The following is a 16,848-nucleotide window of genomic DNA, read 5'->3' as shown; positions in this document are numbered from 1 at the left end:
TTCGGGATTCTTGTAATTGGCTAGCAATCCAGCCAGTAGTTCTTCTGGTACGTCGTGTTTCTTCTTACTCATTGTGGCTCCAGACAAGGCGACAGTTTCCTGCCAATAGTCCGTTTACACAAAATTATGTACAGGCCCCTATTTTCCAGAACAGGTAAGCTACACCATCACCGACAGCGTCGTCCCAGGACTCGACATAGCCTGCGGTGATGATTGAGTTTTTGTCACACCGGAGTACTAGCGAATCCGGCCTGTGCGATTGATACTCTGTTTTTGTGACTATGGCTTTTGTCAGGCTGGTCCAGAAACATATTCGATGTAGCTGCTTGGTAGAAGGTAAAGCTACCTGTGCCTCGCCGAGTAACACATGTGGGTAGTCGTATTCGTCCCTAGGCCACTTCCGGGCGCGCAGATAGCCATCTGGAATCGTTTCAAGAGCACTTTTGTCGTCTACTCGGTAAATGAACTCTGTCACCCAATCAAGCTCCTGCATAAAAAGAACTCATGGGAAGGCGGCGCCGGAATAAGCTCAGGAGTTATGCTGGCTGATAGAGTTTTGTTTTTCATTCTTAGTCAACCTTGGGAAAATTTAAATGCAAGAAAAATTTTTAGGTTTTGCTTGCATTGATTGTTTCGAATTTAAAATGGCCGTGGTAAAAATGATCGTACTTACTCAGTCCTAAAATTTCCGATTGCGTGCGCTACTGTTATCAATTACTCGCTTGGTTTTCCTATTTTTGGCTCAGAAGATCAAATCTGACGAAAAATTCCACGGGTCCTGAACTAACCGAAAAGCATTCGATGAGCTGTGCGGGAAGAGGAATAAAAATCCGGTTCTTTGTGACGATTGTTGTAGTGAGAATCGGCGTCCCCCCAGCTGGTCCCGCAGTCCTATTGCCGCGAAGTTCGATATCGTAGTAGAGACTCTGCGACGAATGTACTAGTCCGAAAAGAAAAACTATTCTCTTGCCTGCCCATGCTACTTGGGTGGTATGTGGCCAAGTAAAAAATTCTCGTTCGAGATTGAAAATCTTATCCGAAAGGGCAAGGAACATTCTATGATTGTTCAGTTGGGGTAAATCATTTTCAACGATTAAGAGGCGCTCCCTTACCTCAGTTTCCATCCGCAGAATCGGTGAGCCGGGAGTTGGAGACGTTGCAGCCTGAACTGGCAACGCTCCCACAACACTATGGACTACGTCATGCAAGACTGAAGCGACCGAAGCAACCGCGTCACTACCGACTCTCTGAGTCTGCCCGGAAGTAATATTCGCCGCTGCAGAGAGAACCGCGGGCAACTCAATTCTGCCAGCAATATAGTCAGCGAGCAGTGGCTCGAGCGCACCACGATCTTCTAGTTCCAGCCGATATAATTCACTACGTCTGGCTAGGGTCTTTTGTAGTGCGTCTAGACCGGCCCTCTGAGATGAGGGGACGAAGGTTTGAATTCGCTCGTAAAGGTGTACACGAATAAAGTCTTTGGCCATCCCTTCTATGACCTCAGGTGACGCTGCAATGACTCCAAGAAGCGCCTTCACAGCACTCCAGCTCCTTGAAATCTTAAGCGTCAGACGGTCCCCACTTGTTTCAGCCACCATGGGAACCCCATGACTTATCTCCACCCATTCGATTGTGATCTCGTCGATCAGATAATCCGTTCTAAGGATCCTTCCAATTGCAAAAGTTAAGTCAACCTCGTGCCATGTCAATTCAGACGGTTCGTAGGTCTTAGAAATTGTTGCGGAATTTGGGACGTGAGGAAGATGCACTACTTCTCTTAGATAACGCTGCTGTAAATCGCGCCTAGGATTGTTCGGACTTACGCGAATTAACGGATTGTCTGCATTAGAGAACATACCAACAATGGTCGCATCTGTCCCCTCAAACCATTGAAGCTGACAATCAGGAAAAGTATCTATCAACCTCCCCAATTCAACACGTTGGTCACCAGGACTGAGCTGCACGGACACTCGATGCGCCCATTCAACCCGATTCAATTGACAAAGATGTTGCTGAAACGGTGTTGAGTTGTCGGCATGGTCCGAATCCTTTATCAGCTCAGTCAAAATAATTTCTAAAGCAGGAAGAATCGGCGTCGCTTCCTGTATGGATTCGCGTGTTAACGCCTCCCGGCCTGCAGTTGGTTGTAAAAAAGGAAGGTCAGCATATCCACCAAGCTGGTAATGACTTGGAAGCGGCAACGGGGCTAGGCCGAACTTTGAGCGTAGACCCATTATCTGCCCGGCACCCTGTCGTAACCAAAGACCTGCTGTCGAGGGCTCGCCATCAATACTAATGTTCTCAACCACGATTCCAAATTGATTGGCGGAGTTGAAAACCTTTACATTAAATTGGAACCTTCCGATGGACACTTGCTTATCGCCAAAAGCTTTCCATTGGTCCCCCATACCCAATTCAATCAATGGCGATTGTTGACTGATATTTTCCTCATTGAATAAAACAGGCACGGGTAGAAACCGAACAAAAGGAGCCAAGTAATTTTTTAAAGCTCCTACGTCTATTTGTTTATCGCCTGGAAGCAGTGCGATCAATTTGGTGCCTACGGGGATTTCGTGGGAGATACTTTCAAGCGTAATACAATCTTGACCTATGGTCAGGTCCGCTTTCGCTGCGCTTGTTCGAAGCCCGACTTCACTGCCGACTGCTCTCGTTTCTACAATGAGGTGTTCACAAACACCAAAATTTGCCATCGCCCCAATACCAAACGTGCCAATTACCCCTGCTGCTTTGGCAGCAGCATTATTTTTTCCAGATGACCCCGCTCTCCAAAAATTCTCACGGAGGACTTGCTCAGACATTCCAATGCCCTGGTCGAATATCTCGATTGAAGTAGGCGTGACCGTTAATCCAATTGTAAAATCCGCCGGCAGCCTCCCTTCACTTTTCGCCCGCATGAGAATCGCATCATAGGCATTCTGAACATTTTCCCTTGCCATTGCATAAGGGGAATCATATATTTGCGAAGAAATTATTTCGAGTACTCTTGAGGTGTCAACTAAGAAAGGAATTTGGGACATTACTTTAATCCTCCGATACGAGTATTCATTTGATCGACCATTTGGCGAACGGCCAAATCTGTAGAATCTGAAACATAATTTGATTGGATTAGAGATCGGAGCTCTGTCTTTTTTCCCTGTTCGTAAAGGGCATTCATGAGTTGTACCATTTCAACCGGCGACTGCGGTGGATTGCAAAATTTCTCCAAGGCGTTCCAATCGCCCGCGCGACTTAGTGCTTCTACTGCGACTACGCGAGAAAATTTATCGTCAGGAAGCGTTCTGGCGAGTTCAAATGCGTTGATATAGTCACCAGTCCTTAAAAGAGAGGCAGCTTCTGATGCCAGTTTAAGTCCAGAGTCTTTTGACGAATCATTTGCTTTTGGAGGAACGACTTGAAAACCAATCGAATCTCCACTGAATTCATGCACATAGGCAGCGCCCCAAACAGGCGCTCCAAAATTACCATTTTTCATTTCTCTAACATGAAGCCTACACTGACCAGTATCGCACTCAATCTTTATCAAATTGTATGCTCGCATTCTGCCAGCGGGTAGCGTATGCGGTCCCCCGCACAACGTGCCCGAACTGATAACAGCAAGAGATCGCTTCCCGTCGACAGTAAATTTTTGTTCAAGGTACTGAGGACGATGTTGGTGCCCATGAATGCCAAATAGGAAACCGCCATCCATCAAGGTCTGTAGAAATTCTGGATCTACGTAGTCGGAATCTCTTGGGCCGCCAGATAAGTTATGGTGCCAAACTGCTACGGCAATACGGCCTTGTTTCGTCAATCTCGATATTTGCATCGTCGCGGCGGCAACCGAGTCGGGGTGAATCCGCCCTGCCCTGTTGTACAAATCATTTTCACTGCAAGATGACAAGCCGACGACAGTAAGGTTTAATGAGGGATAGTCGAATACTTCGCACTGCTTTTCATCCTGAAGGGAAAAGATTCGACTGCCATGATAGAAACTGGAGTAAAACTCCGCAAACGGCTCAAGTCTCTTCGAGTAAATCTCCCTATCAATTATTTCCCGAACTAATAATTCATTCGCATTCCAACGGAAGCGCCCTCCCCGGGCAAGTTCTTGGGCAAGAAATCTCCGCTTACTAGGTTCGTCGGGGATAGCAATTGGAGCAGTCGCTCGAATTACATGAGGATGGCTTACGTCGTGATTGCCTGGGACGATCACGATTTTGGATCGATCACCGCCAAACATAAGGTCGGCCAACAGACTCAGAAATTCGCTTACTTCGGCATACTGACGCTTTAATTCATTAGTGCTCTCTGCGGTATCTTCTTTCACACCTAACACTAAATCACCACTGACGATAGCAAGATCCGGTGCTGAAATTCCAGCGCTCACGTAGCGTTCTCGATCAAGGCGAAGCGATTCCAATAAGGTAGTAGTCGTGAGTCCGCTGTCTGCATCTCGATGTAGATCAGAAATATGGAGGATTGTAGCCATTTATATATGAACCGATTTTTCTTTTGGTTGATCGAGGTTTATACAGAAAAAAAACGGCCAGACCAGTCGTCGATATCCAACCACCTAGCACATTTTACTGAATTAAGGCTTCGTCACGTAGCGTTGAGAACAGTCAGTGAACTTAGACAATCTGAAATTTACGTTAGAGCACTAAAGCGTCTGTCGCAGATGTGACGCAGAGGTAAGCACGAAAATTAAAAGGCCACATCCTGCTGCGATTTCCGCATACAGTTTATGGGAACTGGTAGCTTGTTTCGCGAGCGCACTATCCATTGAGTGCAGTTTGCAAAATTCGTTATACCATCCAATCACCGCGAATACGCAAAGCACAATACATACAGACACAGCAAGCGGAAAAACATATCGATTCTTACCTTCCTGCCATCCCTACCAAGAGATATACAACACCAAGATAAAAAGAAAATTGGGATTGAGTTAAGAGTAATCTTTCTAGATACTTTCATTGCAGATCGCGATCTAAAATTCGCCACTAGTTATCACCTTGAGAGCCTTTATTCAATGATATTTGATGGCCAGCAGATGCAGTTGCATTGCTTCAAAACCGATGGTTTCGATGAACCTCGCTACATTCAAACGAGCCACTTCATCATGTCCATGAACAATGAATACATGCCCTACTTTGTCGCGGGTGATACTGCTGGAGATGGATTACCTTCACGAAGACGATTCGCGACAGTAGTGGCTTGCAGTAGGCTGGCACTGTCAAGAAACACTGCGTCGAGATCAAAAGTGATGATGGCATCATCAGAACTACTCTTAACGGAATAAGGGCCGAAAAGAATATCGTTGCTTCCCTCGACATGAGGCTGAAAATGCGATAACGGATTACGACTGTCATTACGGTTATGCATGACGATCTCAGAACCGTTATCACTGTACATATCGTAAAAGATGACGGGAGAACGTTCGCCATCTATCCATCGTCGTGGAGTCACTAAATCGCCCTTTTTTACAAGTGGAACGTTAAAAAGATAGCGCACCTCGCCTAACGCACTCGATTCTTCGAGACGGTTGAATACTTCATCGTATGTAGGTCGCTTCCCAAGAACACAATCAATATTCACTTGTACGTCAAAAAAAACCACCTTCCCAGCATATGCACGCACATCATAGAGAAAGTTGAGGAGCTTCTTGTTAGCTTGGCTAGTATCAGACGGACAAAAAGTGTACCAACCAGAAATAATAGGCATCGGATTCGATTCAGGGGCAAGCGAGGGTTCTTTAGTCTGCGGTTTCGTTCCTGAAGGAGTTTCTTGCGCTGCGGAAGCAACGTGCGGTGAAACTGGCTGCTGAGGCAAACTGGTCCCGTTCGCTACCAGGCTCCCATGCCATTTTTCCCAGAGCGATGGTAATGAATACCCCGATAACGTGGAAAGGTTACTTGGCAAGCTGGTTACGAAAGTCAAAAGAGCTATGACAGCCAACATTTTCACCCAAATTCGTTGCCACCATGGTCGGGTCGCTCGAATCAGCTTAGTGCAAAAACGTAGGCGACCGCGCACCTGCAGACTCCGGCTTCGAAACTGGAGCCATCGCATCCTGATCCGATCTGACCGATAGGCAGTCAAATCAACGGTGCTGGATGCACGGCAGCAGCGAGCAAAATCAAGTACGGCCTGATTAAGCCACTTACCGATTGCCGCATCCTCTGGGCTATCAAAGACGCCCCAGAGAATAGGTTTTTTCGCCTTTCCGTCGGTTTCATAAAGATAGATGAATGCAGCAACGTGCCCAAACAAGTTATCTTGTGACAGAACAAGCGCCGCGCCACCTTCGACTTGAAGACTACCATCTTGATTTGTCGAGACTGGATGATTTCCAGCGGATAGCTGAACTGTCCGTCTTCCGTCGTCTCGATGGACATACAAATACTCAAAATAATCATGGCGTGCCTCTTCCGCGGCAGCGTGCATGTGTTCTTCAATGACGGGGGCATATTGGGCCCAAGTTCGCAAACGAGTTTGCAAAGTTTTCCGTCCAACAAAAATGCTCATCAAATTCCCAGGCTCGCTGACTTAGCGTTAATTTTTTTATAAAAACTACATTTGATAAACAATATATGGCGCAATTGAATTTGCCGTCAAAAAGTTAGTCCATCTCGATTTGAGATCATATAGCCGCCTACTTCTCCAATCCGAGCGCATCCCAGAAGCCGGATTGAATACAAGGAGCATCTTCGTCCATGCGCTGCATACGTGCCATTAATATCTTCGAATCGGAATTGCCGTCGAAGTTATATTGAGTTCCGGTCTTGGTAATTAGATCTCAATACCTTCTGGGGATCTCTGGGTCACGGACAGCAATATCAATAGCTGGCCCTAACGAGCTTAATGCATCCCCGATACCATAATTCTTGGCTCGGTCGTCAAATGTTCCCATAATCTCCTCTTATTGTCTGACATGAGCTTGTCCTTGGTAATTTTGAACGAGTATCACGTTTCTGAATCAACGTAGCCTTTCCGCAACTTCTCAGACACCAACTTCTCCATCTCACGCTGCGCTCGCTCCGGGGAGTCAAACTGCTTCAAAATAGTCTGCCCGTTTGATCCCAAACGACCGTAGCTGATGCTCACGTCAACGCCCTTCTGCATGGCCCGCCAGAATTTACTCGAGCCGCCTTGTTCGAAAGACAGTGAGCGAGTGCGCTGAACCACGGCTGTCTCTTCATGATGACCGGTAACGGTCACATCTCTCGAGGTTATCTTTACCGTGTTAGTAGCCGGTACCAATGCTACATAGGCAGTTTCGACATCCAGCGCCCGGTCTTTACCGTCGGCTAACATCGCCTCGATGCGTGCCAGTACTGCGTCGCGATCATCAATCCAATCCTTGCCTGGAATATCCAGCACCTTCCAGCCAAAGCTGCCGAGAATGGCGGGCCGGAACACATAGCGCTCCGTCGTGTCTGCGACAGCTTGCGAGGGGTTGTCGAGCAATATCGCCAGTTCGTAGACACCTGTTTTGGCACCGACAATCGCAAGGTCACAACGGAACTGAGACCGCCCGACATTGGTGTGCACCAGGTGACCATGTGCACGTAGCGCATTGGCCAGCGCATCACGAATACTGTCCGGCGATGCCTGCTGCGCGAAAGCGCTGCGCGCTCCTGGGTTGAGTGCCCCCAGGATCGACTGCGCGTGCTCAAAACGACCTGCAGCACTGGACTGTGCAAATTGCAAGAAAGCACGCAATGCAGCCGCGCCATCGTTGTGAATGTTGGTAATGGCTTCGGCTTGAATCGATGACACCACCGCCATACGGTGACGCGCGCGACTGAAAATGACGTTCAGACGTTTTTCGCCGCCGCGTTGGTTGATTGGACCGAAGTTCATCAGCATTTTGCCGTTGTGGCCAGGTCCGTAGCAGATACTCAAAATGATGACGTCGCGTTCATCACCCTGTACGTTTTCCAGGTTTTTAACAAATAGTCCGTTGAATTGATCATCGTCTTCGCGTACGTACTCACGCTCCAGCCGCGCGGCAAAATCGATATCTTCTGCAGCCAACGTATCCAGAGCCGCCTCAATGGCGTTTTGTTGTGCTTCAGAAAACGCCACAATGCCCAGACTGAGCCCTGTCTCACGGCGTAGCATTTCGCGTACCGACAAGGCAATGTAACGAGCTTCCGCCAGGTTGGAGCGGTCGGAGTAGACACCATCCGACAGCTTGTGGAAGCTGATCGGGCTGGCCATCAGAATATCGGCGCCTAGCGCGCCGGCGTCACTCTGATCGGAACGCAAGGCAGGGACTGCCTCAGTTTGATTTTCCAGCAGACGGTCCGGAATGGTAACTAGCCTGCCGTCATAGAACGCTGCATTCGAGAAGCTGATCAGTGCTTCGTGTCGGCTCCGGTAATGCCATGCGAGTAAGGTTGCTGGCAGGTTGCGTGCGGCTTGATTCAGCAGGCTATCGGAGTCGAGATTGATCGCAATGCGTTCTCCGCCCTCTTCCACCAAGATTTCGTCTTCATCGCCATTGCTCGCCGCAGTGAAGAAGCTGGTCGGCGGCAATTGCATTTCATCCCCGACCACAATCACTTGTCGCGCCCTACTTAATGCCGGTACCGCTTCTTCGGTCGGGATCTGGCTGGCCTCGTCAAAAATGACGACGTCGAACAGATCCGGCGACAGCGGCAATGTGTCCGAAACCGATAACGGACTCATCAGCCATATTGGTTTGAGATCGTTGATGACGGCACCTGTCTCACCATCTGCGAGGTCGCGGATGGAACGATAGCGCATACTCTTTCCGAACTCATGTTCCAGTTCGCGGCGGCCTGTTGCGTATCGTTTTTTGAACGATTTACCTTCGGCATCGAGTTGCGTTGCCGAAAGGCTAGCCTTTCGAACGTGATCGATGAAAAGTCGGTGCAGATTAGATTTGATCGCTTGAGCATTGATCGCCAGCAGTTCACGCTGACCGTTGGCCACCGCACGTGCGGCTTGCGCCAAAGCAGCGCCGCCGGAGCGCGCCAGGACAGGATGTTTTCGCTCCAGTTGGCACAGCGCCTCCTCAGCCACTAGCGCTTCCAGAAACTGCGGCGGCGCGTCTACGCCAAACAGAGCTGCCGCATAGCTGGGATCAGCTGCATGCACTGCTCGCAATGACGGCAACAAGTCCGGTAAATCGTCCAGGGATTCGCGTAAATCCCGCAGCAATTCAGCGATGCTTTCCAAACTCTCCGCTCCATTAGGCGCTAGTCCCTGGGTGAAGATCGCAACCAGCTTCGCCAATGCATCATGAGCGCCCGCTTGGGCGCTAGCGATCGTCATTGGATCGCTCGCTGAACGCAAGCGGTCGATCAACAGGCGTGGTCCGTCAGAGGCTTGCAAGCGAGACTCCAGTTCCGCCAAAGCTTGCACGAACGTCTGCATTTTGCTGACACCATATCGACGGCATCCATCTTCGTCGACCTTAGATAGCGCGACATAGGCGGAATGCTCTGCCTGCAGTTGCTGCAGCACTTTACTGTAGCCGGGATGCACTGCATGTTTGGAAAAATCGTATCGTCGCTTGACCTCGCCGCGCAACCGCCACCATGCGGGCTTGAACCATCTGGCAACGGAGTGTTCCATTTGCATTGCCAGTGCCAAAGCTGTTTCAGTATCGTCGGGACGCAATTTGTCGCGCCAGTTAACCGTCGCAGATTGTGCCGTCGCGAATACCTCGGCACATCGCTCCAGCTCGTTGCGTATTTCACTCAAAGCGAACTGAGCTGGCGAGCCGGCATCCAGCAAATCCAGATGTCCTGCCAGTCCGTTGTCGACCAGGCGACGACTGTCGGCAGTAATAGCACAGGCATCCAGTAGCCGCGTAGCGTGCGTGATGACGCTTGCCGGACTTTCCAGCAAGGAATCAAGTTCTGCCAATAGGGCTTCCGCATCCGAGCACAAGCCTTCTATCTTTGCAAACGCCGTCTGCTCATTGACGATAGAAGCGGACAAGCTCGCAAATGGATGCCGCGCCGGGGAATCCAGGCCAAAACGTTCACGCATGCTGCGATGCAGGCGCTGGGTCAATTCGCGATGCTGATCCCAAAGTGAAAGCGTTGGCAATCGCTCTCTTATGGCGGCTCCAGCCTCAGGCGCTTCCGGCAGCTGCGCCAGCCGACGCAGCACACTGCGCACGCTCTCGCCCAGGCTGGCGGGGACATCCGCCATGGCCGTTTCGAAGGCATCGATACGGCGCTGCTGCTCTGCGAGGGCATTCGCCAAGATCGCACGCTGCGTCAACAGGCTGTCGTTCTCGTCTGGACTTGCAATCCATTGTTCATAGCATGACTTGAGATCGGCGATAAACGCCTTTTTGTCTGCCTGAGAATCGTGGATCAGACTGCAAAGTTGCTCCAGTCCGCTCTGCTTCAGGCGATGGAACACCACATCAAGCGCAGCACGCTTTTCGCACACGAAGAGCACTCGTTTTCCTCGGCCCGCGTAGTCTGCGATCAAATTGGTGATCGTTTGGGATTTTCCAGTGCCTGGAGGACCTTGAATGATGAAGCTGCGTTGGGTGTGCGCCAGCCCGACCGCCGCGTTCTGAGTGGCATCGGACGCCACTACGTTCCACTGTTCCTGCGGCTTGAGCTTGTCCGGAGTACTGGTATCCAGATCGCGTGGCTCGATCGAGAACACGCGGTCGAAAGCTGGATTGGCCCCGGATTCATCGAGAAGTTGCGCATAGTCTCGCACTAGCGACATCTTCTTGTAGTTGAAATTGGCCAGCGTAACTTGCGTGAGATCCAGATCCCAGGCATAACGGTGCCCTTCGGATTCCTCCAGCATGAACCCGACGCGTTCGCCCTGCTCGTCCGCCGGCGCCACATCGGCTACATCCGCCATATGCGGCTGGCGCAAACCGGCTCCGGCTTCGAACCGCTGCGGTAGCTCGCTCGGTCGCACCCAATGTTCAAACAACGCCCGGCCGAGTGGCCTGTAATCTTCACTGGAATAGCTATAGGGAGGCAGCCAACCTTTGGCCGTACTACGCGCTCGCCCTGCTGTCGTTCGTCGTCGTTGATATTGCTGCATACGCTGCATGGCCTTTTGTCTGACCATACGAATCGATGCTTTTTCTATCAACCGCAACTCAACCGCGGGTTCGGAACGATGAATCTTGGCCAGCAAATCGCCATGGATTTGCGTCAGCGAAGTCTTGCTCAGATCGACCGTCTCGGGCAAGTCTATGTCATAGAGTTGCGCCAGATAATGTCGCAGTACCGGATTAAATTCAGCTTCTCCGGACGAACACTGGATGACGTACTGGTCACGCACGCCCTTGCGTTTGACCAGCTCCACTGGCAACCATAGCAATGGCGTGACAATACGCTCATCTGGCGCTTCCTTGAGGTTATGCCAACGCAGAAACGCAAGCACCAGTCGCAGATTGCTGAATCCGAACTCGGCCCGGTCGTGACGGGTTTCTGAAATCAGTTTGTCCAGGGTCGCAGGCAAATACGGCTGATCGTCGAACCGCAACCAGTTCTGCAAAGAGACCGTCTTACCAGCAACCAGCTGTTCTGCGAACGGACCACCCCAAGTACAGATATGCTCAGCCTTCACGCTTTCGATCTGCAGCATCAGCGGCACGCTGGCAACGGTCAGATTGACATTGGCGCTGGTTGGCCGGAAATACAGCAGACGATTGCGACGCGATAAATCGAACAGACGGTCGCGCAGATGCGTCAGCACGGCAACCCGGCGCGACGTGGCTCCCGACGCACCGGCCAGCGCACGATCAACATCCAATAGCGCAGGCTGATCGCGCCAGGTGCGCAGGCGCGTTGCCAGTGCCGAGACGTCGGTAGCTCGCTCGTGGCGATTGATCTCAGTCATTTCGACAATGACGCTGGCGATAATGGGCGACAGTCGCTCGTGCAGGCGGAACAGATTATGGCGGTTGGCAACAAACTCACGCAGATCATCCGGGTCTGAAAAATCCAGCCCACATGCCAAGCCTGCCAATACCATGCCAAGCAGAAAAATATCGCCGATCTCGTCGTGATGCCCGACGCGCAGTTCCCAACTGGCGGGGCCGCTGAGATAGACCGGCCGCTCTACCAGAACGCTTTCGTCCTCTAACAACACAAGGTCGCTCTGTGAGCGCATGCCATCGGCGCCGTGTTCGCGTTGCAAGACACCGACAATGTTCAGACCAGATGAGGAATGCGGTTGCAAACGATGAATGGTCTCGATGTCCATCGCAGGCGCCTGTCCATCCGGCTGCCGCAAACAAAGCGTGCCGTCCTTGCTCACCAAAATGCTGTCGCAGTCCAGCGAAGCGACTTTACCTTGCGCATGGACAGCAGCCACTTGTTGAAAAAGCGGCAATGCCAGCACCAGCAAGTCATCATTCGAAAGCAAGTCACCCGCTTGGGCCTTGATTAGTTCGCGCAACGTGTGAGGTGCCGCACTTGTATTAAGAATCTCGCTCATGCCGAGATCTCCTTGGCCAATTGGCGCTTGTAGCGATCCAACTCGCGCTTGCCAAAACCGGCGTCACGGCGCAGATTCTGCTGCAGCCGCTCAAGGCTTCCCAACTCTTGAGCGATGCGACCGGCGCGCAGCAGAGCGACGTCTTGCTGGTCGGCGTCGGCCAGTGCAAGATCGAGCATGAGAGCATTGAGATAGTCCCTAATGCTGTCATCCGCATGCTCCGCAGAAAATGCCTGCGGTCCGACCGTGGGCTCGTCCGTGCTCCAGTCAGGGAACATCATTCGAATTTGAGCAAGCACGGCGTCGCTGGCCAGCCCCGAGTCTGTCAGATAGTGGGACAAGAAACCACGCGTCAGCTGCTGCAGGCGGATCTGCCCAGGCAAGTCCAGACTTTCCAGCGTCAATGGACCATGCAAACGAAGCTCAAGCCAGCGTCCCAAGTCTGCACTTCCGTTCCACCATAAGTCCAACGCACGAGCGCGGATGAAGACTTCCGGATGACTGCGTGCATCGCTGGCTGCCGCCTCATTGGATTCGATTTCTTCGACTTGGCGGAGATAAGCTGCGGCATCGACTGTGCTGATCCCAGTTGTCACTTTCACCAATGTTGAAATTGCAGGTGCAACGGCACCACATGCAACGGCTCCGCCCCGATCAGCGAAGAGCTCGGTATACAACCTGTAGCGTCGGTAAGTCTCCGAGAGACTGGCCGCTGAGCCAGGAGCCGCCACTGCGTCTGCCAGAATGCGTTCGGCCACAAGAAAACTGCCGTCATCGTGCGACCAAAGAAGATAGTGCGCCAACTCATGACCGAACACCGCCAGTAATTCATCCTTGGACAGACGCTCCAGCAATGCCCCTTGCGCGATGATGTGTACCTCACCGGGCACGTAATACAGTGTGGCGTTCATCTCTTGCCCGGATGCCTGGTAGAGGGTGGCCGGAACATTAATGCCCAGTCGATCCATTGCTGTATTCAATACAGCATGCACATCACCATGGGCCTGCGGATCGATGCGATAAGTGTCGCGCAGCAGCGCGGCGCGCAATGAATCCAGTTGCTCTGACCGGCTGGTGCGTGAGGACGCCCATTGCCAGACTTCCGGTTCATTTTGGCGAAGGTAGGTTGCAACAGTTACGTGATAATCGAGCGGTGTCAGCGCACCGCGATCCTGCTGAGACGGATTCATGCAACCCCAATATTTTGTATTTTGCCGATGATTCTACAAGGAAAAACATGGGAGTAGCAGGATGTACTGTGGAATGAACGGGGGATAACGCTCGCCACAATACAACCTATTAAGTATCTTTTGGTTGCCGTGGTGTGGCGTCAGCAAAGTTACTTTACTTTTCGCGATCGCCATTGTTAAAACACTTTAACTCCAAAGGATCGAACGCGATGCAAAGTCCGTTTGTAGATTTGCATCGAAAACTGATAATCATCTAGCCGTCCTCCCTCGGCAAGCGCCGAGCGTAAAGTCATGGTGCGAACCTCACTTTATCCAGAAGAACGGCGATGTTATTTTGTGGCATAGCCCTTATTGGAAGTCTCTGCTGCTTCCAACATCTCCAAAAACATATCAGCGTCTTTTTGTATGCTTCCAGAGTAGCGATCTAGGTTTGAAAGATCTACTACCAGTTGCTCAATTGCAGTGGCCTCATCGACCGAAAGGTTCTGTTTCGCTATCGCACTTAGCGCAACTGCTTTGGCTTTGTGATTTCCGTCTCGCTGCGCCACCTTTGACAAGACAAAGGCTAACTTCATGTTGCGCGGGACACCCTGTCCTTCATAGTACAACTGGGCCAACGCTAGTTGTGCATCTTTATCGCTCATGGCGGCTGCTTTCTTAAAGTATTGAGCAGCTTTCAAAAAACTCCGCTCACCTATATAGATTTTTGCAAGCCCCTTGTACGCATCTGATTTCCAATAGTTATCGGGGATCGCCAATGCCTTTTCATACCAAGTTATCGCAAGCCTGGTATCGCGATTTACACCCATGCCATCGGCCAGCATTGCCGCAACTTTTCCCTGGGCGAATGCACCACCTCTATTTGCTGCCTTCTCATAAGATTCAAATGCCTTTGAAAAATCTTGTGCAACTCCTTCCCCTCGAAAGTAGCGACCACCTTTACGTGTCAACGCATCCACATTGCCTTGCATTTCCGCAAGCTCAAATAGAGCATTTGCCTTTTGTGCATCGACTGGTACGCCCTTTCCATCTTCCAGCATTGATCCCAATACATACTGGGCCTGCGAATTATTCTGTTCAATTAACGGCTCTAGAAGCTTGAGCGCTAAAGGGAAGTTTTCATCGTCGTAGTTGTGCACAAAGTGCTCCGCGACCTCTACAGGAGATATTGCGTAAACATCGCCACGCTTCGTCGCGGCAAGATCAAGTAGCTCCAACTGATTGTGATTGCCAACGCTAGCACTAAGCAGCTGACTCGCAAGCTTAGAGGCTACCGCGATCTCATACGGGCTTAGCTTCAACTTAAGCACTTGCACAAAAGCAACTGCGGGGTTGTCTGCACGCGGCATACCAAGCTTGAATTCGTCTGGATGTTTAGAAGCAGAGAGCCTTGCCAGTGAAAGTGCGATAACTGTATTCTTCTCGACTCCGGAGCCTTCTTCGTACATTTGCGCAAGTGCAAAAAGATTTTCGCCAACAGCACCAACTGACTTGCGCAGCCAGTAATGTGCTTTGACGAAATCTTGAGGAACACCTAGGCCATCTTTGTACATGACACCAAGCTTGCCCTCGACACCAAGCTTGCCTTGTGCACCCAGACCAGAAAAGAGTTCGAATGCCTTTTTGTAGTCTTTATCGACACCCACTCCCTCTAGATACAAATTGGCCATATAGTCTCGTCCAATTGGATCACCTAGCGATGCTGCCCTTTGAAACCAATACGCGGCGAGCTTAGGATCACGGGCAACCTGCTGCTCACCATAGAGATAAAGACTCCCAATTTTTACTATTGAGGCGACATCGCCTGCCTCGGCATCGACAATTCGCGCTTTAACGGCATTGGGCAAATTTGGATGTTTTTCATTGAATAGAACTGCTTTCGAAGTGGCTCGATCCAAAGTCGCAAGAAAATTGTTGGGCTTTCGCAGGTCTTCTGCCAACTTCAAAATTGCATCTATGGTCATGGCCCCAAAACCACCATCGGCCCGAAGTTGTTCCTTCGATAACAATCCCGAGGTTATATAGAGTGCTTGAGAAATGACTACGCTTTGAGGGACACCAAGACCATCGGCATATTTACTTGCCAGCAAAAAGTAACTCTTGGAATTTGAACGCTCAGCAAGAACGCGAAGCCATTTGATCGACTCTTGTTGGTTTTTTGGGGCGGTTTCGCCCTTTTCATAAAGAACAGCAAGAATGAGCATGGCATCTTCATTGCCAGCATTCGCAGCCATTTGAAATAGGCTAAATGCCTCTGTCTTACTTTGTGGGTCACCCTGTCCTGAATTAAGCACTCTTGCGAGCAGAACCTGAGCCTCAGTAGAACCTTGCTTAGCTAGCGGTCGCAGCTCGATAGTGGCTGTATTGAAGTCGTTTCGCTTTATTGCATCCAGCGCCTCTGGCATACCTGCTTGTGCGGCTATGGCGTATGCGGCGAAGAGTGCCGCAATAGGACGTACTTTCGGAATCATCTATGCATGTCCTTTTGCGAGAGGCTGGCCGCTGAACTGGGAGCCACCACTGCGGCAGCCAGAATGCGTTCGGCTATAAGAAAACTGCCGTCATCGCGCGACCAAAGAAGATAGTGCGTCAACTCATGACCGAACACCGCCAGTAATTCATCCTTGGACAGACGCTCGAGCAATGCCCCTTGCACGATGATGTGGACCTCACCAGGCACGTAATACAGGGTGGCGTTCATCTCTTGCCCAGATGCCTGGTAGAGGGTCGCCGGAACATTGATACCCAGTCGATCCATTGCTGTATTCAATATGGCATGCACATCGCCATGGGCCTGCGGATCGATGCGATAAGTGTCGCGCAGCAGTGCGGCGCGCAATGAATCCAGTTGCTCAGATCGGCTGGTGCGTGAGGAGTCCCATTGCCAGACTTCCGGTTCATTGTAGCGAGGGTAGTTTGCAACAGTTACGTGATAATCGAGCGGCGTCAGCGCACCGCGATCCTGCTGAGACGGATTCATGCAACCCCAATATTTTGTATTTTGCCGATGATTCTACAAGGAAAAATATGTGAGTAGCAGGACTTGCTGTGGAATGAAGGGGTTCCTTTGATTCCCGTGTACTCTACGACGGTAGTCGCCCCCAGTATTCATGCGGGTTACAGCGGTGCTCACCGTAATATTTCCTTTTAAATCAGCTACTTGCTGATTGCCATTTTCGCCGGGTATGATGGAGCG

General features: G+C 50.9%; 8 protein-coding genes. All 8 read right to left on the bottom strand.

What is annotated here, in order from left to right; genetic code table 11:
* Window positions 1–731: 731 nt before the first annotated feature.
* Entirely contained in the window at window positions 732–3,038 is a 2,307-nt protein-coding gene (locus tag RV1423_RS26995) for an ATP-binding protein (protein WP_081769039.1), read from the bottom strand.
* The gene (locus RV1423_RS29490) at window positions 3,038–4,489 is read right to left on the bottom strand and encodes a metallophosphoesterase (RefSeq protein WP_081769038.1); all 1,452 of its coding nucleotides are present in this window, start codon (window positions 4,487–4,489) and stop codon (window positions 3,038–3,040) included. Before RV1423_RS29490 ends, RV1423_RS26995 begins: the two co-directional genes overlap by 1 nt.
* A 656-nt stretch (window positions 4,490–5,145) precedes the next feature.
* Window positions 5,146–6,525 (bottom strand): hypothetical protein, encoded by a 1,380-nt coding sequence (locus RV1423_RS30445; RefSeq protein ID WP_197035017.1) that lies wholly within the window; start codon window positions 6,523–6,525, stop codon window positions 5,146–5,148.
* Between the two features lie 438 nt (window positions 6,526–6,963).
* Window positions 6,964–12,462 carry an AAA domain-containing protein gene (locus tag RV1423_RS26980; RefSeq protein WP_034303696.1) on the bottom strand — a complete coding sequence of 1,833 codons (5,499 nt, stop codon included), beginning with the start codon at window positions 12,460–12,462 and terminating at the stop codon, window positions 6,964–6,966.
* On the bottom strand, window positions 12,459–13,652 hold the full coding sequence (locus RV1423_RS26975) for a M48 family metalloprotease (protein ID WP_034303695.1): 1,194 nt from the start codon (window positions 13,650–13,652) through the stop codon (window positions 12,459–12,461). Before RV1423_RS26975 ends, RV1423_RS26980 begins: the two co-directional genes overlap by 4 nt.
* 329 nt (window positions 13,653–13,981) lie before the next feature.
* Window positions 13,982–16,123: a tetratricopeptide repeat protein gene (locus RV1423_RS26970; RefSeq protein WP_034303694.1), complete on the bottom strand. Its 2,142-nt coding sequence runs from the start codon at window positions 16,121–16,123 to the stop codon at window positions 13,982–13,984.
* Window positions 16,120–16,632 carry a M48 family metalloprotease gene (locus RV1423_RS26965; RefSeq protein ID WP_051516995.1) on the bottom strand — a complete coding sequence of 171 codons (513 nt, stop codon included), beginning with the start codon at window positions 16,630–16,632 and terminating at the stop codon, window positions 16,120–16,122. The genes RV1423_RS26970 and RV1423_RS26965 overlap by 4 nt, the downstream gene beginning before the upstream one ends.
* Window positions 16,633–16,665: 33 nt before the next feature.
* The coding region (locus RV1423_RS30755) for a hypothetical protein (RefSeq protein WP_231502529.1) at window positions 16,666–16,848 on the bottom strand (183 nt) is incomplete at its 5' end.

This window comes from Herbaspirillum sp. RV1423, assembly GCF_000577615.1.
Taxonomy (GTDB): Bacteria; Pseudomonadota; Gammaproteobacteria; order Burkholderiales; family Burkholderiaceae_D; genus Herbaspirillum.
The sequence above is the reverse complement of the archived record's forward strand: the minus strand, read 5'-3'. Positions and strand labels throughout refer to the sequence as shown.